At 43.5% G+C, this 17,609-nt stretch carries 17 protein-coding genes; 7 read left to right on the forward strand and 10 right to left on the reverse strand.

Features of this window, described 5'->3' with window-relative positions:
- Positions 1 to 25 precede the first annotated feature (25 nt).
- The 6 genes from rodA to AC1IR0_RS05780 all read right to left on the reverse strand — a co-directional run bounded on the left by rodA (position 26) and on the right by AC1IR0_RS05780 (position 6,239).
- Positions 26 to 1,165 carry a rod shape-determining protein RodA gene (rodA, locus tag AC1IR0_RS05755; RefSeq protein ID WP_004645269.1) on the reverse strand — a complete coding sequence of 380 codons (1,140 nt, stop codon included), beginning with the start codon at positions 1,163 to 1,165 and terminating at the stop codon, positions 26 to 28.
- A gap of 112 nt (positions 1,166 to 1,277) precedes the next feature.
- Complete coding sequence (ispD, locus tag AC1IR0_RS05760; protein WP_004645270.1) at positions 1,278 to 1,991, reverse strand: 2-C-methyl-D-erythritol 4-phosphate cytidylyltransferase; 714 nt, start codon at positions 1,989 to 1,991, stop codon at positions 1,278 to 1,280.
- The gene (locus AC1IR0_RS05765; protein ID WP_004645271.1) at positions 1,960 to 2,352 is read right to left on the reverse strand and encodes a septum formation initiator family protein; all 393 of its coding nucleotides are present in this window, start codon (positions 2,350 to 2,352) and stop codon (positions 1,960 to 1,962) included. The genes ispD and AC1IR0_RS05765 overlap by 32 nt, the downstream gene beginning before the upstream one ends.
- Before the next feature lie 7 nt (positions 2,353 to 2,359).
- The gene (gene eno / locus AC1IR0_RS05770; protein ID WP_004278719.1) at positions 2,360 to 3,649 is read right to left on the reverse strand and encodes a phosphopyruvate hydratase; all 1,290 of its coding nucleotides are present in this window, start codon (positions 3,647 to 3,649) and stop codon (positions 2,360 to 2,362) included.
- 59 nt (positions 3,650 to 3,708) lie between these two features.
- The gene (gene kdsA / locus AC1IR0_RS05775; protein ID WP_004278721.1) at positions 3,709 to 4,566 is read right to left on the reverse strand and encodes a 3-deoxy-8-phosphooctulonate synthase; all 858 of its coding nucleotides are present in this window, start codon (positions 4,564 to 4,566) and stop codon (positions 3,709 to 3,711) included.
- A gap of 32 nt (positions 4,567 to 4,598) precedes the next feature.
- Positions 4,599 to 6,239: a CTP synthase gene (locus AC1IR0_RS05780; RefSeq protein ID WP_005100051.1), complete on the reverse strand. Its 1,641-nt coding sequence runs from the start codon at positions 6,237 to 6,239 to the stop codon at positions 4,599 to 4,601.
- A gap of 225 nt (positions 6,240 to 6,464) precedes the next feature.
- On the opposite strand from AC1IR0_RS05780, the gene AC1IR0_RS05785 reads away from it, so the two are divergent.
- Positions 6,465 to 6,887: a hypothetical protein gene (locus AC1IR0_RS05785; RefSeq protein ID WP_373683213.1), complete on the forward strand. Its 423-nt coding sequence runs from the start codon at positions 6,465 to 6,467 to the stop codon at positions 6,885 to 6,887.
- A gap of 56 nt (positions 6,888 to 6,943) precedes the next feature.
- Here AC1IR0_RS05785 and AC1IR0_RS05790 read toward each other — a convergent pair whose 3' ends face one another.
- The 3 genes from AC1IR0_RS05790 to AC1IR0_RS05800 all read right to left on the reverse strand — a co-directional run bounded on the left by AC1IR0_RS05790 (position 6,944) and on the right by AC1IR0_RS05800 (position 10,712).
- Positions 6,944 to 8,056 (reverse strand): YheT family hydrolase, encoded by a 1,113-nt coding sequence (locus AC1IR0_RS05790; RefSeq protein ID WP_243475151.1) that lies wholly within the window; start codon positions 8,054 to 8,056, stop codon positions 6,944 to 6,946.
- 70 nt (positions 8,057 to 8,126) lie between these two features.
- Positions 8,127 to 8,537 (reverse strand): nuclear transport factor 2 family protein, encoded by a 411-nt coding sequence (locus tag AC1IR0_RS05795; protein WP_114541138.1) that lies wholly within the window; start codon positions 8,535 to 8,537, stop codon positions 8,127 to 8,129.
- A gap of 150 nt (positions 8,538 to 8,687) precedes the next feature.
- Positions 8,688 to 10,712, reverse strand: coding sequence for an FAD-dependent oxidoreductase (locus tag AC1IR0_RS05800; protein WP_409666404.1), 2,025 nt, complete (start codon positions 10,710 to 10,712; stop codon positions 8,688 to 8,690).
- Between the two features lie 167 nt (positions 10,713 to 10,879).
- Between AC1IR0_RS05800 and AC1IR0_RS05805 the strand changes: the two genes are divergently transcribed.
- The 4 genes from AC1IR0_RS05805 to AC1IR0_RS05820 all read left to right on the forward strand — a co-directional run bounded on the left by AC1IR0_RS05805 (position 10,880) and on the right by AC1IR0_RS05820 (position 14,085).
- Positions 10,880 to 11,428 carry a PadR family transcriptional regulator gene (locus AC1IR0_RS05805; RefSeq protein ID WP_148334890.1) on the forward strand — a complete coding sequence of 183 codons (549 nt, stop codon included), beginning with the start codon at positions 10,880 to 10,882 and terminating at the stop codon, positions 11,426 to 11,428.
- Between the two features lie 14 nt (positions 11,429 to 11,442).
- Positions 11,443 to 12,375 (forward strand): alpha/beta fold hydrolase, encoded by a 933-nt coding sequence (locus tag AC1IR0_RS05810; RefSeq protein WP_180037338.1) that lies wholly within the window; start codon positions 11,443 to 11,445, stop codon positions 12,373 to 12,375.
- A 19-nt stretch (positions 12,376 to 12,394) separates the two neighbouring features.
- Positions 12,395 to 13,099: an SIR2 family NAD-dependent protein deacylase gene (locus AC1IR0_RS05815; RefSeq protein WP_409653773.1), complete on the forward strand. Its 705-nt coding sequence runs from the start codon at positions 12,395 to 12,397 to the stop codon at positions 13,097 to 13,099.
- An 86-nt stretch (positions 13,100 to 13,185) separates the two neighbouring features.
- Positions 13,186 to 14,085 (forward strand): LysR substrate-binding domain-containing protein, encoded by a 900-nt coding sequence (locus AC1IR0_RS05820; protein ID WP_409653770.1) that lies wholly within the window; start codon positions 13,186 to 13,188, stop codon positions 14,083 to 14,085.
- Between the two features lie 250 nt (positions 14,086 to 14,335).
- Here the strand turns inward: AC1IR0_RS05820 and map are convergent, their stop codons facing one another.
- The gene (gene map / locus AC1IR0_RS05825) at positions 14,336 to 15,130 is read right to left on the reverse strand and encodes a type I methionyl aminopeptidase (RefSeq protein ID WP_004645281.1); all 795 of its coding nucleotides are present in this window, start codon (positions 15,128 to 15,130) and stop codon (positions 14,336 to 14,338) included.
- A gap of 350 nt (positions 15,131 to 15,480) precedes the next feature.
- Here map and brnQ point away from each other — a divergent pair, with 350 nt between their 5' ends.
- Complete coding sequence (gene brnQ, locus AC1IR0_RS05830; protein ID WP_148334894.1) at positions 15,481 to 16,767, forward strand: branched-chain amino acid transport system II carrier protein; 1,287 nt, start codon at positions 15,481 to 15,483, stop codon at positions 16,765 to 16,767.
- A gap of 586 nt (positions 16,768 to 17,353) precedes the next feature.
- Complete coding sequence (locus AC1IR0_RS05835) at positions 17,354 to 17,572, forward strand: hypothetical protein (RefSeq protein ID WP_004645284.1); 219 nt, start codon at positions 17,354 to 17,356, stop codon at positions 17,570 to 17,572.
- Positions 17,573 to 17,609: the final 37 nt, after the last annotated feature.

Consider the following 17,609-nt stretch of genomic DNA (forward strand, 5'->3'; position numbering starts at 1 on the left):
GAACCAGTCCGACTTTTAGAATGATTTATCGATGAGTATGAATCGACATCACAATGCCCATCCCGGCCAGCATGGAAATCACTGCCGTTCCACCATAACTCATGAGCGGTAATGGATCTCCAGTTACAGGTAAAATCCCGCTCACCATGCCTGAGTTTAAAAATACAAAGAAGAAAAAAGTCAGTCCCATAGCTCCAGCATATAAACGGCCAAAGTTATGAAAGCTGTTTAAACCAATCATCAGACAGCGAATAATAATGGCAGTGAATAAACTAAACAGCAGGAAAACACCGATAAAACCGAATTCTTCGGCATAAGTCGACATAATAAAGTCAGTATGATGTTCAGGCAGATAACCTAAATGTGATTGGGTACCTTCGGTATAGCCTTTGCCCGTGGAACCACCTGAACCAATCGCAATTTTGGACTGGATGATATTCCAGCCTGCACCCAAGGCATCCGATTCCGGATCAAATAACGTGGTAATACGTTTTTTTTGATACTCTTGTAATACAAACATCCATGCAGCCGGAGCTGCCACGGCTACTGCAGCGGCTGCACCACCAATCAGACGCCACGACATCCCACTTAAAAATAGAACAAAAATACCGGGAATCACCAAGCCAATGTTCAAGTCAGGCTGAAGCGCCACCAAAACAAATGGTACGCCCAATAAAATCAGAGCCCCCACAATATGCAAAAATTTGGGAGGAAACGGCTTACGTGCAAAATACCATGCCATCATCAAAGGCATCGCAAATTTCATCACCTCACTCGGTTGCATGCTTCCTACCCCCGGCAAGGTAATCCAGCGGGTTGCACCCAAGCGTTTTTCACCAATCACAAAGACCAGAAGCAGCATGAAGATCCCGAAGGCATACAGGTATGGACTAATCGCCTGATAGACTTTCGGTGGAATCTGCGCACAGATAAACAGCAGCACAAAACCAATTCCAAAACTGATCGCCTGACGCACCACCATGCCAGAGTCTTCGGATGTCGCGCTATACACCACCATTAAACCCAGGATTGCATTGAGAACTAGAAAGCACAATAACCAGGGATCAAGGTGCAACTTGGTCCATCGAGATGAATCTTGCGGGTTAATACTACGTCCATCACGCAAAGAGTGACGTAAAAACCGATACTGCTGTGAAGGTATCATTGGCCAAAAGGTGAAAAAGAATGATGGCAAAATTATAAGTGAAAGCTATAGCGAATAGATCGCTATAGCCAGATTTATTCTGCTTTTATTTAAATATTATTTGAATATATTTTTAAGCCTGAGCCTGTAAAATCAGCTTGGCCAGTTCCAGATCGTCCGGATAGGTAATTTTAATATTATCGGAACGCCCTTGTACTACACTCACCTGTTCGCCGATATGTTCCAGCGCACTGGCTTCATCAGTAATCGTAGCACCATCTTGCAAAGCCTGCTCAATCGCCCGTTTCAACACACCTAGCTTGGCCATTTGTGGTGTTTGTGCCTGCCATAGCATTGAGCGATCCACTGTTTCCTCAATATCAAAATTGGTTACTACACGCTTAAGTGTATCTCTTACTGGAATCGCCAGAATCGCAGCCTGATCATTTGTAATCGCCGTATTGACTAACTGTTGCAGACAATCCAGACCGACACAGGGACGCGCCGCGTCATGTACCAGCACCCACTCATCTTCAGAAGCGATTTGAGATAAATACGTGAGTGCATTTAACACGGAATTCACCCGCTCGGCACCGCCCAGACAGAAATGGGCTTTCTCTTGACTGGAAAATGGCAGCATTTTTGCGACGTTGTCCTGTTCACCAATCGCCAGGACATAACCCGCCAAAGGCAGTTGATTCAGACGAGCCACCGTATGTTCAAGAACAGTTCGCTCTTGAATCATCTGATATTGTTTCAGTTCTGTTTTGGAGAAACGGCTACCGGAACCTGCAGCTGGAAGAATGACCCAAAGTTTAGGGTGTGGTTGGTGCTTCAGCTGACTCATTGGTTCGCAGGTCTACTTTAGAATTAGGATTAAGATAGATCGGTTTATATTGAGTACTGATCGTGCTCATTTGAATAAAAGTTTCGCGTGGCTTAATCAGACCAAGATCTAAACGCGCATGTTCTTCGATGGCTTCAATACCATTCTTCAAATCATAAACTTCTGCTGCCAGAACGCGATTACGCTCTTTTAGCTCATCATTCAATTCCATTTGTTGTTGGATTTTCTGGGTCAGTTGCTGATGATCATGATAACCACCTTCACCAAACCAGTATAAATATTGAAACCCTGCGATCAAAATGATCGCAAGGCCCAACAGTACTTTACTCGCAGTCGAGTCGAATACATTTAACATTGACATAAGTCGCTTAGTTCAAACCTTTGAACTCAGCTTTACCGCGATATGCAGCATTAGTCAATTCTTCAATACGAAGTAATTGATTATATTTCGCTACACGGTCAGAACGGCAAAGTGAACCAGTCTTGATTTGACCCGCTGCTGTACCTACTGCAAGATCAGCAATCGTTGAATCTTCCGTTTCACCTGAACGGTGTGAAATTACAGTAGAGTAACCATTCTCTTTCGCAAGGTAGATGGCATCTAAAGTTTCAGTCAAGGTACCGATCTGGTTGTATTTGATCAGAATCGAGTTACCCACTTTTTCGTTGATACCACGTTGCAGAATTTTCGGGTTCGTTACGAACAAGTCGTCACCAACCAACTGGATCTTGTCGCCAAGAATAGAAGTCAGGTAAGACCAGCCTTCCCAGTCAGATTCGTCCAGACCATCTTCGATCGAGATAATTGGGTACTGGTTTACAAGACCTGCCAAATAGTCAGAGAACTGGTTGCTTGTGAACGCTTTGTTGCCTTCGCCAGCAAGAATGTACTGACCATTTTTGTAGAATTCTGAAGATGCACAGTCAAGCGCAAGCATGATGTCAGAACCTGCTTTGTAGCCAGTTTGACCAATTGCTTCAAGAATAACTGTGATTGCTTCTTCGTTTGAACGTAAGTTCGGCGCAAAACCACCTTCATCACCTACCGCAGTGTTTAAACCTTTTTTGTTTAAAACTGATTTAAGTGAATGGAAGATTTCAGCACCGGCACGTAGCGCTTCAGAGAATGAAGTGAAGCCTACTGGCTCAATCATAAATTCTTGAATATCGACGTTGTTGTCTGCATGTGAACCACCATTGATGATGTTCATCATTGGTACAGGCATAGTTAGAATCGTTTGACCGCGAAGATCTGCGATGTATTGGAAAAGAGGAATTTTCTTTTCTTCAGCAGCAGCGCGAGCAGCAGCCAAAGACACTGCCAAAGTTGCGTTTGCACCTAGTTTTTCTTTGTTTTCAGTACCGTCAAGCGCGATCATCGTGTTATCGATGTCTTTTTGTTCGAATACTGATTTACCGACCAAAGCGTCACGGATTAACGTATTTACGTTATTTACCGCAGTTTTAACGCCTTTACCTAAGTAACGCGCTTTATCGCCATCACGAAGTTCTAAAGCTTCACGAGAACCAGTTGAAGCACCAGATGGTGCACATGCACGGCCAACTACGCCAGATGCTAAGATTACGTCTGCTTCGATGGTAGGGTTACCACGAGAGTCCAAAATTTCACGTGCACGAATGTCAACGATTTGGCTCATGAACTATTCCTCAGTTGATTAATATGAGCTGCCTATACGGCAGCGCAAGAGTGATAAACTCAGTGTGTATCTAACTTTTCGAAACCTTTGACCAAGGTATCCAATTCTTTTAGCTGTGCCAGGAAAGGCTCAAGCTGAGACATGCGCAGCGCACATGGACCATCACACTTGGCTTTTTCCGGATCTGGGTGTGCCTCTAAGAACAAACCAGCAAGACCCGTTGCCATACCCGCACGCGCAAGCGTTGTAATTTGCGCACGACGACCACCGGCAGAATCTGCACGGCCGCCTGGGGTTTGTAAGGCATGGGTCACATCAAAGAATACCGGGACATTCATTTCTTTCATGATGTCGAAGCCCAGCATGTCTACAACCAGATTGTTATAGCCAAATGCCGAACCGCGTTCACAAATGATCAGTTTGTCATTTCCAGCTTCCAGACACTTATGCAGAATATGGCGCATTTCGTGTGGAGCCAGGAACTGGGCTTTTTTGATATTGATGATGGCATCCGTTTTTGCCATGGCTTCCACAAGATCCGTCTGACGGCTTAAGAAAGCTGGCAATTGAATAATGTCTGCCACTTCTGCAACAGGAGCCGCTTGATACGGCTCATGCACATCGGTGATGATCGGCACATTAAAGTGTTTTTTAATGTCAGCTAACCACTCGAGACCTTTTTCCAGGCCTGGGCCACGGAAAGAGTTCAGGCTTGAACGGTTGGCTTTATCAAAGCTGGCTTTGAACACATAAGGAATGCCCAAACGTGTACAGATATCGACATAAGTCTCTGCGATTTCAAAAGCCAGGTCTTTAGATTCAAGTACATTCATTCCGCCGAATAATACAAATGGCAAATGATTTGCCATTTGTATATCGCCCAAACGTACAATTTCTTGTGGTTTTAATTGCGACATTTAAACTTCCCTAGTTGTGTCCTACGCACCGATTATTTGGTTTTTTGGTACTGCTTTTTCGCAGCATCAATGAAACCTGCAAATAATGGGTGACCATCACGTGGCGAGCTGGTAAATTCCGGGTGGAATTGTACTGCAATAAACCAAGGATGTGCAGGAATTTCAACAGTTTCTACCAGATGCTGTACCGGAGAATAACCAGAAATCTTCATGCCTTTTTCTTCCAGCACTGGGATATAACGGTTGTTCATCTCGTAACGGTGACGGTGACGCTCGATGATTTCTTCAGAACCATAAACTTCTGCAGTTTTAGTCCCTGCAACCAGTTCAGATTTTTGCGCGCCTAAACGCATCGTGCCACCCAGATCAGAATCAGCAGAACGTTGCTGAACTTCACCACGCTCATCTAACCATTCAGTAATTAAACCAATCAATGGAGATTTGGTTGAACGGTTAAATTCAGTCGAGGTCGCGTCTGCAATACCAGCAACATTACGTGCGTATTCGATCACAGCCAACTGCATACCCAAGCAAATACCGAGGAACGGCACACCGTTCTCACGTGCAAACTGAATCGCCTTCATTTTGCCTTCAGTACCGCGCTCACCGAAACCGCCTGGAACCAGAATCGCATCAGCATCTTTCAATACTTCTGCTACATCTTGGCTTTCAAGCTCTTCAGCGTTTACGTAGTCAATCTGAACTTTCACACGGTTTTGAATACCCGCATGCAGAAGTGCTTCGTTGACAGATTTGTAAGCATCTGGAAGTTCAACGTATTTACCAACCATTGCTACACGTACGGTGTATTCAGGGTTCAGTAGTGCTTCTACAACGTTATCCCAATCTGTTAAATCAGCTTCAGGAAGATCGTTATAACCAAAACGTTCACAGATTAAATCATCAACATTTTGTTCGTAGAATGTACGTGGAATCTGGTAGATCGAACGTGCGTCTTTACATACCACAACGGCACGTGCTTCAACGTTGGTAAATAATGCAATCTTACGCGTCGTATCTGCATCTACATCGTACTCTGTACGACAGATGAGAATGTCTGGCTGAATACCAATCGACAGGAGTTCTTTAACAGAGTGCTGTGTTGGTTTGGTTTTTAATTCTGCTGCAGACTTAATGTATGGGAGTAACGTTAAGTGCATTAACATGGTACGTTTATGACCAAGTTCAACCATTAACTGACGTACAGATTCCATGAATGGGAGAGATTCAATGTCACCTACAGTACCGCCGATCTCTACGATCGCAACGTCATAACCTTCGCCTGCACGAAGTACACGCTCTTTGATATTGTCAGTAATGTGTGGAATAACTTGAACAGTACCGCCTAGATAGTCACCACGGCGTTCTTTGTTTAGAACATCCTGGTAAACACGGCCTGATGTGAAGTTATTTAGTTTGGTCATTTTCGCACGACGCAAGAAACGTTCGTAGTAACCCAAGTCTAAGTCTGTTTCAGCACCATCTTCTGTAACAAAAACTTCACCATGCTGGAATGGGCTCATTGTCCCTGGATCGACATTAATGTATGGATCCATTTTTACCATGGTCACTTTTAAACCACGAGCTTCTAAAAGTGCAGCAACAGAAGCAGCTGAAATACCTTTACCTAGTGATGAAACTACACCACCAGTAACGAAAATAAAATGGGTCATTGGGTTTCTCGTACAATCGAGCCTAAATCGGCCTGCAATGTTGCGCAATTTTACTTTACCTTGTACCTAGAAAGCAAAGTCAATCCGCATCAATTCAAAGAACAATAAACAATTGACTATTCTAACAGCAATTCCTATAAAAAATTACAGTAAGTTCATATGATTTCTATCTTGCATTTTGCTGCTATAATAGTGTATCCACTCCACACTTTTATGTTTGATGCAATGATGATGAAGAAACTTTTAATCTCCACCCTAATCCTGACTGGCCTGACATTAACTGCGTGTGTAAAAAAAGAAGCACCAAAAGAAGAAGAGCAAGTAGAAGTTACTCCAGCATCTGAAATCTCGACTCCAGAACCAACGCAATTTGAACCGCTTGAACCTGTAGAGCCAGCGGCAATTGAAGAGGAAGTAGCGCCAACGGTTGAAATTCAACGTGAGCAAACTGAAAACACCACGACTGAAATCCGTCGTGAAATCAAAAAACCAGAAACTACTGAGCCGGCACCAGTGCCTGAAACCCGCGAAGAACCTGCGTCAAAGCCTGCTGAGACCACACCTAAAACCAATTCAAATCCAGAAAACAAGTCTGAGGATGATGCGGTTGCTGACGCGATTGCCGCAGCGATGCCAGCACTTGACTAATTACAGGATCATTCATCAAAAAACCCAGCAGATGCTGGGTTTTTTATTGGAACTTTTTAAGCAGATACTGTTGCCGGTGCACGAGATAAGTGAATCAAATAGTCTGCCATTAGTCGGGTAGCCCAAGATTCGGTTTGCATCAAGCCCTGATAAAAGCCGCAATGACTGCCTTTTTTGGTGGTAATCACCATAATATTGGACATCGCCCGAATTTTTTCTTTATAAGGTTCTAAATTTCGGATGTGACAAACCGGATCATCCTCCGCATTTAAAATCATCAGCGGAATTTTGATACTTTCAAATACATAAATCGGATTGGTTGCCTGGGTATAACTGGCATAATCCGTAAATCCGGCCAGTTCAAAATAGAGTTTTTCAAATTCGGACAGATCTTTAACTTCTAATAACTGTTTCCAGCTTGGGCAGACCTGCCAGGTTTCCTGATAAGGATGAATAAAGCGCTTAATCAGTTTTTTGGCCATGACTTTACTGTAAAACGGATGCACATTGGCAAAACCGGTTTCAGTGTTATAGCCAGGGCATAAGGCAAAAGCCGCTTTGAGTGGGGTTTGTTCACCTTCTTCGCCCAGATAACGCACTAACAATCCCGTACCCGCAGAAGATCCAACCCCATAGAGATCGGACTGAGGAAATCTGTCCTGTATATACAAGAGCTGCTCACGCAAATCCTGAGTTGAACCAAACAGGTTCATTTTAGGCACAGGCATGGGTAAGTCTGCATGACCACGGCGTAAACACAATGCCACACGCCAACCGGTATGTTTATGCAGATCACGAACCAGTTCACGCATCGATTCAGGAGAACCGGTTATCGTATGCAATAAAACAATGGTAGGGGTATTTGCAGGAAGATCCAGTCCATACCAGGCAATACCGGTAATTCCGCCATCTGACATTTTCAGCTGTTCAAGCGCGTCATATTTCAGTTTAATGGTGCGTTTTTTAATTAAATCGAAATACAGAATATGTGCGTGTGCATTGGCTAACCAAGGTGTAGGACGATATTTTTGTTGCAGCTGCGGTAAGCGCTCAATGAGTCCTGAAAATACACCATTCGGATTGTAATACAGGGTCGGCTGATCTGCTCCGCTGAAACGATCCAGATATTCACTGGAAAGCTGACCCAATTTTTTAAGCAACATTTTCATCTGTCATCCCCCTCTAGTTGTACTAGCTGTGATTTACAAATTTCATGCCGACTTGAATCGATAGTTCGAATTAAGTTTTAGCTTGGAATGATTGCATCCGCTGGCCCATCTGTACAGCCAAGGCTTCAAGTCCGGACTTAGGTCGGATCATGACTTCAAAATCAATCATCTGACCCTCTTCATTAAACTGAATCATGTCAACTCCCTTTAGTTTTTTATCGCCCACATTGGCAGAAAACTCAAGTACGACATTGTTACCATCTTCACTTATAAATTCACGGTGATAAGTGAAGTTTTCAAAAACTTGAATGACATTGGTCAAAATAAAAAATACCATCTGTTTTCCAGGATAAGGCTGAAACGCTACGGGTGAACGAAATACCACTTCTTCAGCAAGTAGTTCATTCAAGATCGACATATCACGGGTTTCTAGCATTTCATGCCAGCGTACAATGGATTTTCTGGTATTTTCGATGGTCATTTTGGATTCCTTTTTTGTTTTAGTATTAAAATACTCATCCCTTTTTAAAGGTGAGAAGTACTGCTTCGCAAGGGGGATTCTTTCTTACAAATCCTCTCCCTAACCCTCTCCTTTAATAAAGGAGAGGGGAAAAAGCAGGTTTTAATATTTTCAGATCACCGCTGCCAATTCAGCACCCTGACGGATGGCACGTTTGGCATCCAGCTCACCCGCTTCTTTTGCTCCACCAATCAGATGCACATTTTTACCCACCGCTTTTAGCTCATCAAACATGGCGGTATAAGACTCCTGACCGGCACAAATAATCACGTGATCGACTTCCAACACAGCAGGCTTGTCATTCACGACAATATGTAAGCCCTGATCATCAATTTTTTCATAATTGGCGCCCGCAATCATTTTTACATCACGGTGTTTTAAACCGGTACGATGAATCCAGCCTGTGGTTTTACCCAGACTCGCGCCGACTGAAGCGGCTTTACGTTGCAATAAATAAATTTCACGTTGCGGTTTTTCTACATTTGCGGCTTTTAAGCCACCGACATTTTCATAGTCAGTATCAATACCCCATTCATCATAGAATTTTTCCGGATTGATACTGCCACTTTCCCCTTCATGGCTCAGGAATTCGGCTGTATCAAAACCAATACCGCCTGCACCAATAATGGCAACTCGCTGACCCACTGGCTTACGTTCTTTCAAAACGTCCAGATAAGACAGTACTTTTGCATGATCAATACCTGGAATCTCAAGTTGACGCGGTGTCACGCCTGTTGCCACCACAATGTCATCAAAGTTTGACTGAGCCAGTTCTTCCAGACTCGCCTTATGGTTCAGCTGCAATTTAATACGTGGCTGTAATTCAATCTGGCGTTTGAAATAACGCAAGGTTTCATAAAACTCTTCCTTGCCTGGAATGGTCTTGGCAATATTAAACTGCCCACCAATCTGAGCAGCGGCTTCAAATACCGTCACCTGATGACCGCGATTTGCCGCATATACAGCAAAACTTAAACCTGCAGGACCTGCACCAATCACGGCAATATTTTTTGCCACATTGGTTTCTTTAAAAATGAGCTCTGTTTCATAGCAGGCACGTGGATTGACCAGACAGGTGGCAATTTTCATTGAGAAAATATGATCCAGACAGGCCTGATTACAACCGATACAGGTATTGATCTCATCGCTACGACCCTGCTCCGCTTTCAAGACAAACTCAGAGTCTGCCAGCATTGGGCGGGCCATGGAAATCATATCAGCATCACCAGATGCCAATACATATTCAGCCATTTCCGGAGTATTAATACGGTTTGAAGTGATTAAAGGAATCTTCACCTGACCTTTCAGCTTACGCGTGACCCAAGTGAAGGCTGCACGTGGCACTTTGGTGGCAATCGTCGGAATACGCGCTTCATGCCAGCCAATGCCAGTATTGATAATGGTCGCACCAGCTTTTTCAATTTCTTTGGCCAACTGGATGACTTCTTCCAGAGTTGAACCGCCTTCGACCAGATCCAGCATAGACAAGCGATAAATAATGATAAAGTTCTCACCGACCATTTCACGGGTACGGCGTACGATTTCAATCGGGAAACGGATGCGGTTTGCATAGCTTCCGCCCCACTCATCATCACGATGGTTGGTACGTGCTACAATAAACTCGTTAATCAGATAGCCTTCCGAACCCATGATTTCTACACCGTCATAACCGGCATATTGAGCCAGCTTGGCACAATTGGCAAAATCATCAATGGTTTGCTGCACTTCAGCCGAAGTCAAAGCATGCGGTTTGACTGGATTAATCGGTGCCTGAATTGGAGATGGCGCGACATTTTCAGCCTGATAAGAATAACGTCCGGTATGCAGAATCTGCATGGCAATTTTCCCGCCCGCCTCATGTACGGCCTGGGTAATTATCTTATGCTTTTCAGCTTCTTCAAGAGTGTCAAGCTTGGAACCACCATGAAACGTCACCCCATCATCATTTGGAGAAATCCCGCCGGTGACGATTAAAGCGACTCCACCTTTGGCACGCTCTGCATAGAAAGCTGCCATCCGATCATATCCGCCGGGTGCTTCTTCAAGACCAACGTGCATGGAACCCATTAATACGCGGTTTTTAAGTGTGGTAAAACCCAAGTTCAATGGGGCAAGTAAATTCGGATATTTAGACATTTCAACTCCTGAGCATGCGTTTAGGCTGGCTATTGTTTTAGCAACTGGCAGTTTGATCCCTCAATCTTTCCAGTTTAATGCAACTTGTTGCACTAATTTATATGCCAGAATTGATTTTTATGCAACATGTTGCATAATAATCCCGAGTCACTTTTTTTGAGACGTTTATGTCTTTAGCGCATGTTTTATTGACCAGCCTGATTGAAAAACCTAGCACCGGAATCGAACTGGCTCGCCGTTTTGACCGTTCCATGGGCTTCTTCTGGAATGCCACTCATCAGCAGATTTATCGCGAGCTGAATGCCATGCTGCAAAAAGGCTGGATTTCGACGATAGAAGAGGAAGACTCGAATAGCCGCAAAAAAACTTATCAGGTAAAACGTCTGGGCCGGGAAGAACTGGCCAACTGGATGCTACAACAAAGCCCACCGGCACAACTGCGCGAAGAACTAATGGTACGTCTGCGTGCCGAAGCCCAACTTGGTGGCAATAACACCTTGGCAGAACTGGAACGCCATCTGGAACTGCATAAAGAAAAACTGAAAACCTATCAGCAGATTTTTGCCAAAGACTTTGCTCAAGCGGACAAAACTGACCGTACCTTATATATTCATAAAATGATTCTGCAACTGGGAATTGATCAGGAACTGGGTTGGATTTCCTGGCTGGAACAGGTTATTCCGCGACTGCAACAATTTGACGCACAACAATTATAAATACGGAGACACACATGCCCTTTTATCGCATGCCCGATGGTGAACAGCTGTTTGTACGCGAATACGGTCGGGGACAGCCGGTACTGGTACTCTCTGGACTTGGCATGCTGAGCTGGCAATGGAAAGCTTTTCTCTATCCGCATCAGAAAAATTTCCGTTTCATTATTCCAGAATGGCGCGGCTTTGGGGCTTCCAGTCGCTGTAAAATTCCGCCAGATAGGGATGCGATTTCCAGTCACTGGTTGGATATTCAGTCGGTAATTCAACAGCTCAATTTAGATAAATTCATTGTGCTTGCTTACTCTATGGGCGCAACCACAGCAATGCACGGCATACATTATGGCAACTTTTCCAGTCAGATTTCTGCTTATTTACATATCGATCAAACACCTAAAATTCCGGTCGATGATGCTTGGGCTTTTGGACTTTTTGGTCCACGTCATCAGGAATTTATCGACATCCTGCAGCAGCTCTCTGCCCTACTTGCACAATACCAGCAAGTTGAATTGATCCGCGATCTCGACATTTCGGTACGTAAACAAATCGCTGCCCTATGGCTAAAGTTTATTCAGCTACAAAATGAACAAAAATATAGTCTGAAAGCTTTCGCATTTATCCTAAATCAACCTCGCCTGCAAAGCCTGTTATTACCTTCCAGCCGGGTGGATTATATGGCGTGGTATATCAATAATTATTTATATCATCGTGAAGATTACCGCGAGGCTCTAGCTCAGCTTAGCTGTCCGGTGACCTTCTTTAGCGGTGTACAATCCAAGTTGTATCCTTTTGAAGGTCAGCGCCTGATTGCAGAAAGCCTGCCTCATGCCAAACAGATAATTTTCAGCAAGTCTGGCCATACGCCTTTACTGACTGAACCGCTAAAATTTTCCCGAGAACTTGGCATCTTCTTGAAAGAAAATTCGCAATCTAGCGGTTCAGCTACCTAAAGATTCAGGAGACAGAATAATGAAAAAGCTGGTGGTCTTTTCCGGTGCAGGCATGAGCGCCGAAAGTGGCATTAATACTTTTCGTGACAGTGATGGACTTTGGGAACAGCATCGTATAGAAGAAGTCGCCACACCCGAAGCCTGGGCCAAAAACCCACAACTGGTACAACGCTTTTATAACGCCCGCCGTAAAAATATTCTAGAAGCACAGCCAAATGCTGCCCACCAAGTGATTGCGGATCTTGAAGATAACTTTGATGTGCATGTAATCACCCAAAATATTGATGACTTACATGAACGTGCCGGCAGCTCCAAGGTGATCCATTTACATGGCAATATTCGTCTGGCCAAAAGCTCAGGCCCCGACGCACAAAGCACGACCGAGTTTTATCCAATTGAAGGCTCTGAATTAGATTTAAATCAACACTTTTGTAAGGCAGGCTATCCGCTGCGTCCTCATGTGGTCTGGTTTGGCGAAGCCGTACCCGCGTATGAAGAAGCCCAAGACTGTGTACAGGATGCCGATATTTTCGTGGTGATTGGCACCAGCCTTCAAGTTTATCCAGTTGCCGGGTTAATTCATGAGATTCCTGCGAAATGTCCGGCCTATTACATCGACCCGAAAGCCGAGCAGCAGCATTTGCCTGCACAGTTTTACAAAATCCCCCAAAACGCGACCGATGGCATGCAAACACTGCTAGGTTTACTGAAATCCGGGAATTAAATTTTTTTATATGCTGCATTCTCTGATTGACAGTATGCAACAATCAATTTTTAATCAGCTTATCGTTGCAAGGATGGAATTAAACCATGCTGTCTGATCTGGATGACTTTTACTGTTTCGCTCAGGTGGTGGAACATGGCGGCTTTAGTGCAGCCGAACGTGCGACCGATATTCCCAAATCCAAACTCAGCCGTCGGGTGTTTAATCTGGAAGAGCGTCTGGGTGTACGTCTGATTCAGCGCAGTTCTCGTCATTTTGCCGTCACCGATATTGGCATGAATATTTATCGGCATGCCCAAGTTATGCTGAATGCTGCACAGGCAGCGCATGATCTGGTGGATCATCTGAGTACCGAACCACGCGGAACTATTAAAGTCAGTCTGCCAGTGTCTATTGCCCAGAACGAACTGGCAAAAATTCTGCCGGATTTTTTGAAAAAATATCCTGAAATTAAAGTCCAGATGATGATCACCAATCGCCGGGTCGATATTATCAATGAAGGCTTTGATCTGGCCTTACGTGTCCGTTCCAGCCTGGATGATGACCCGAATCTGGTAATTCGCCAGTTTGAAAAAATTGAGCAGCACTTATTCGCCAGTCAGGGTTATTTAAACGAATTTGGTGAACTGAAAAACCCTGAGCAACTGGCTGAGCATAAAATCCTGAGTATGGCCGAAGACCATACCGAACAGTTTCTGACCTTACAAAATGAACAGCAGGAACAGAAAAAAATCCGTGTCAGTCCAACGGTCATGGGTTCTGACCTAAATATGCTGGCACAACTGGCCGCGTCAGGCTCAGGCGTCACTTTGTTGCCAGATAACGTGGTCGAGCATTACGTGGCAAGTGGTGAACTGGTTCGAGTGCTTCCTGACTGGAAAGCACCGCATGGTATTTTCCATGTGGTTTATCCTTCACGTCGCGGCTTATTACCTGCAGTAAGGGTCTTTATTGATTATCTGGTCGCTGAATTAAATCGGCGCTAAATGAAGTACTTTTGAGAAAAACTAGACAAAAAAAATAGCTCATTCTTGGGGAAAAATGAGCTAGAGAAACTTTCACTACAGCATAGTGAGCGAAAAAAAAGGAACCTATGTATCTGACTCTTAGTTTAATCAGATATAAAATCCTAAACCACTGTTTAATGTAGTGTTTTGTATGTTTTCGTCAGCAAGAACGAGTGAGTTGTAATTTATGTAAGTGGATTATCTAAATAAAGATCATGCAATCAATATTTTAAATCTCCGGATACTCACCTGTGCCTTCAGGCCAAGGCGACAACACTTCAAACCCGGTTTCAGTCACATAGACCATATGTTCCCATTGCGCAGACCAGGATTTATCCGTGGTGACCACAGTCCAGCCATCTTTCAGCTCTTTGACGCGGGCTTTTCCCATATTCACCATCGGCTCAATGGTAAACACCATGCCCGGAACCAGTTTAATGCCCTGACCCGGCTGGCCGTAATGCAGAATGTTTGGCTGCTCATGATAGACTTTGCCGATGCCATGACCACAATATTCGCGCACAATAGAATAACCTTCACGCTGTGCAACCGTTTGAATGGCATAACCAATATCACCTAGAGTCGCGCCCGGCTTCACCGCATGAATCCCGGCCACCATGGCTTCATAGGTGGTATTGACCAGTCGCTTGGCTTCTGGAGAAGGAGTTCCAACATAGTACATCCGGCTTGTATCACCAAAATAACCGTCTTTAATAATGGCAACATCAATATTGATAATATCGCCATCCTGCAGAACGACTTTCGATGATGGAATGCCGTGACAAACCACTTCATTCGGTGAAATACAGGTGGTTTTGGTATAGCCATAATAGCCAATATTGGCGGGCGTCACTTTTAAGGTATTTACAATAAAATCATGACAGAGATCATCCAGATATTCAGTCGTGACACCTGGCTTGACATGCTCCCCGATCATCGCTAAAACTTCTGCAGCCAAACGCCCAGATATCCGCAGTTTTTCAACATCTTGCTCAGTTTTAAGACTAATCGCTGGAGCGCGCATATACCTATCCTCACTATGAATCCCTGAATTATAATCCCTTTTTTGCGAAATATGTCGCAGTTGTTGAGTTTCAGTACAGTAATTTTCCTTGAAATAGGACTTTTCACTGCTGCTTATTTGTACAAACAATAACTGACATATTTTGATAGCAAGTGCAGATATTTATTGAGCTTATAAGGAAAAATATATTTTTCAGCGATTTATCAAACATATATTTCTACCAAGATTTGAATGACTGGTTATATGATTCGCAAACTCACTAGAATCAAGGCTTCCAGCCTTAAAATAAACTCCAAAAAATTGGACATATACACTAAAATCGCTTTCTTTTGTTCTATTGATCTCCCTTTATGACAAGTCTGCGTACCCGGGATATTGTCGCCCTAGGTTTTATGACCTTTGCACTGTTTATTGGTGCGGGCAACATTATCTTCCCACCGATTGTGGCTCAACAAGCCGGTGAACACGTATGGCTCGCTGCTTTAGGTTTCCTTATTACAGCAGTCGGCTTACCCGTGATTACCATTATTGCGTTGTCTCGCGTTGAAGGCTCCATTCAGGCACTAAGCTCGCCTCTGGGCAAAGCAGCCAGTATTTTGCTGACTGTAATCTGTTACTTAGCTGTTGGCCCTTTATTTGCGACGCCACGTACCGCAACCGTTTCTTATGAAATCGGTTTTTCATCTTACTTTGGCAATGAATCTGGCAGTCTGCTCATTTACAGCATCATCTATTTTGCTGTGGTGACCATCGTGTCCTTATATCCCAATAAGATTCTGGATACCGTCGGCTATTTCCTGTCGCCACTTAAAATTATTTCTTTGATCATTTTGGGTGTAGCAGCCGTGATGATTCCTGCCAGCAATCCGCCTGCAGCGATCGATAATTACGTTACCAGTCCAGTGACTGAAGGCTTCGTAAATGGTTATTTAACCATGGATACTTTGGGCGCTTTAGTTTTCGGTATTGTGATTGTCAAAGCCATTACTTCACGTGGTGTAACCGATAAAAAACTGATTACCAAATATGCAGTGAATGCCGGCATTATTTCTGGTATTGGTTTAACTCTGGTGTATTTAAGTCTGTTTAAACTTGGACTAGGTAGCCATGAGATTGCACCAAATGCAGCCAATGGTGCCATTATCCTGCATGCATATGTACAACATGCTTTTGGCGATATGGGTGCTTACTTCCTGTCCGGCATGATTTTTATTGCCTGTATGGTCACTGCAATTGGTCTGACCTGTGCCTGCGCTGAGTATTTTTCCAGCTTGACCAAAATTCCGTACAAGATCTTTGTATTTATTCTGGTGGGCTTCTCACTGGTGATTTCAAATCTGGGTTTAACCAAACTGATCGCTGTTTCGGTTCCAGTCTTAAGTGCGATTTATCCGCCTGCCATTAGCGTCATTATGCTGAGCTTCTGTGCAAACTTCTTCAAGAAACCATCTCATGTGATTGCGCCAGTGACCCTGGTGGCCTTGATCTTTGGTATTTTTGATGGATTAAAAGTCGCTGGTTTTGAATTGCCTGCATTACTGCAAAATTTACCTCTATCAGATCAGAATCTGGCCTGGTTTATCCCGTCCATGATTGTATTGCTGATTACAGCTGTGATTGACCGTATTAGAAACTAAAACTTCTAGGATGTCTGAAAAATCGTATTTTTACCCAAAATCCGGTTTGAGCGTGATCAATAATTGTCAGGTTTTACCCAAACGGACATTTATTGTTTCTTAATAATGACATCAAATCACCGCTGTAAATCTTGATACTAAGATTTTCTATAAAATATGATGTATAGAATTGCACTTTAATTATTTTATTTTTTATATAAATATAAACAAAACTTTAATTTCCTGATTTTAGATACCTATTGTTGCCAACTTAAACCAAGTCCCCGTCCGAGTCATACGCAAGCTTACAAAGTATTGATTAACACTACATATCTTTGGCGTAGAATTTGCATTTTCTATCTGGTCGCATTGATCAAATGATGACTACATCTTATTTCCAAAATTAGTTGGAGGTGAAATCTGAAAATATAATTCTTGCCTAATCAAGTAATTATGTAGTTATACGACTAAAGATGACCATTTTGACTGTAAAAGCCTGCCACAGCAGTTGCAAAGGTCCAAATTAAACAGTACAACTATATATTCAATTCTGACTGATTAAATCTGCTTTAATCTTCAATAACATAAATAAATGGGAGGGATGGAGATGTTATCATTACATTTCAACAAGCAAGTCTTCATTGACGCTCTTAAAGCCAACAACACCAATCTGGTGACATTTATATGCACCACTTTTGCACTCATGCTGACTTTAACCGTCCATTGCTTAATTCAAGGTAATTTAAAACTTGAATACTTTGGCTATGCACTGATTGTCTCAGCTGCGTTTTTCCTATGGGCTGCCATAGACCAGAAATACCGATAAACAAATTTTAAATTAGCCCAGATGGATGATTTGGCCA

It is taken from the genome of Acinetobacter sp. 129952 (assembly GCF_056642055.1).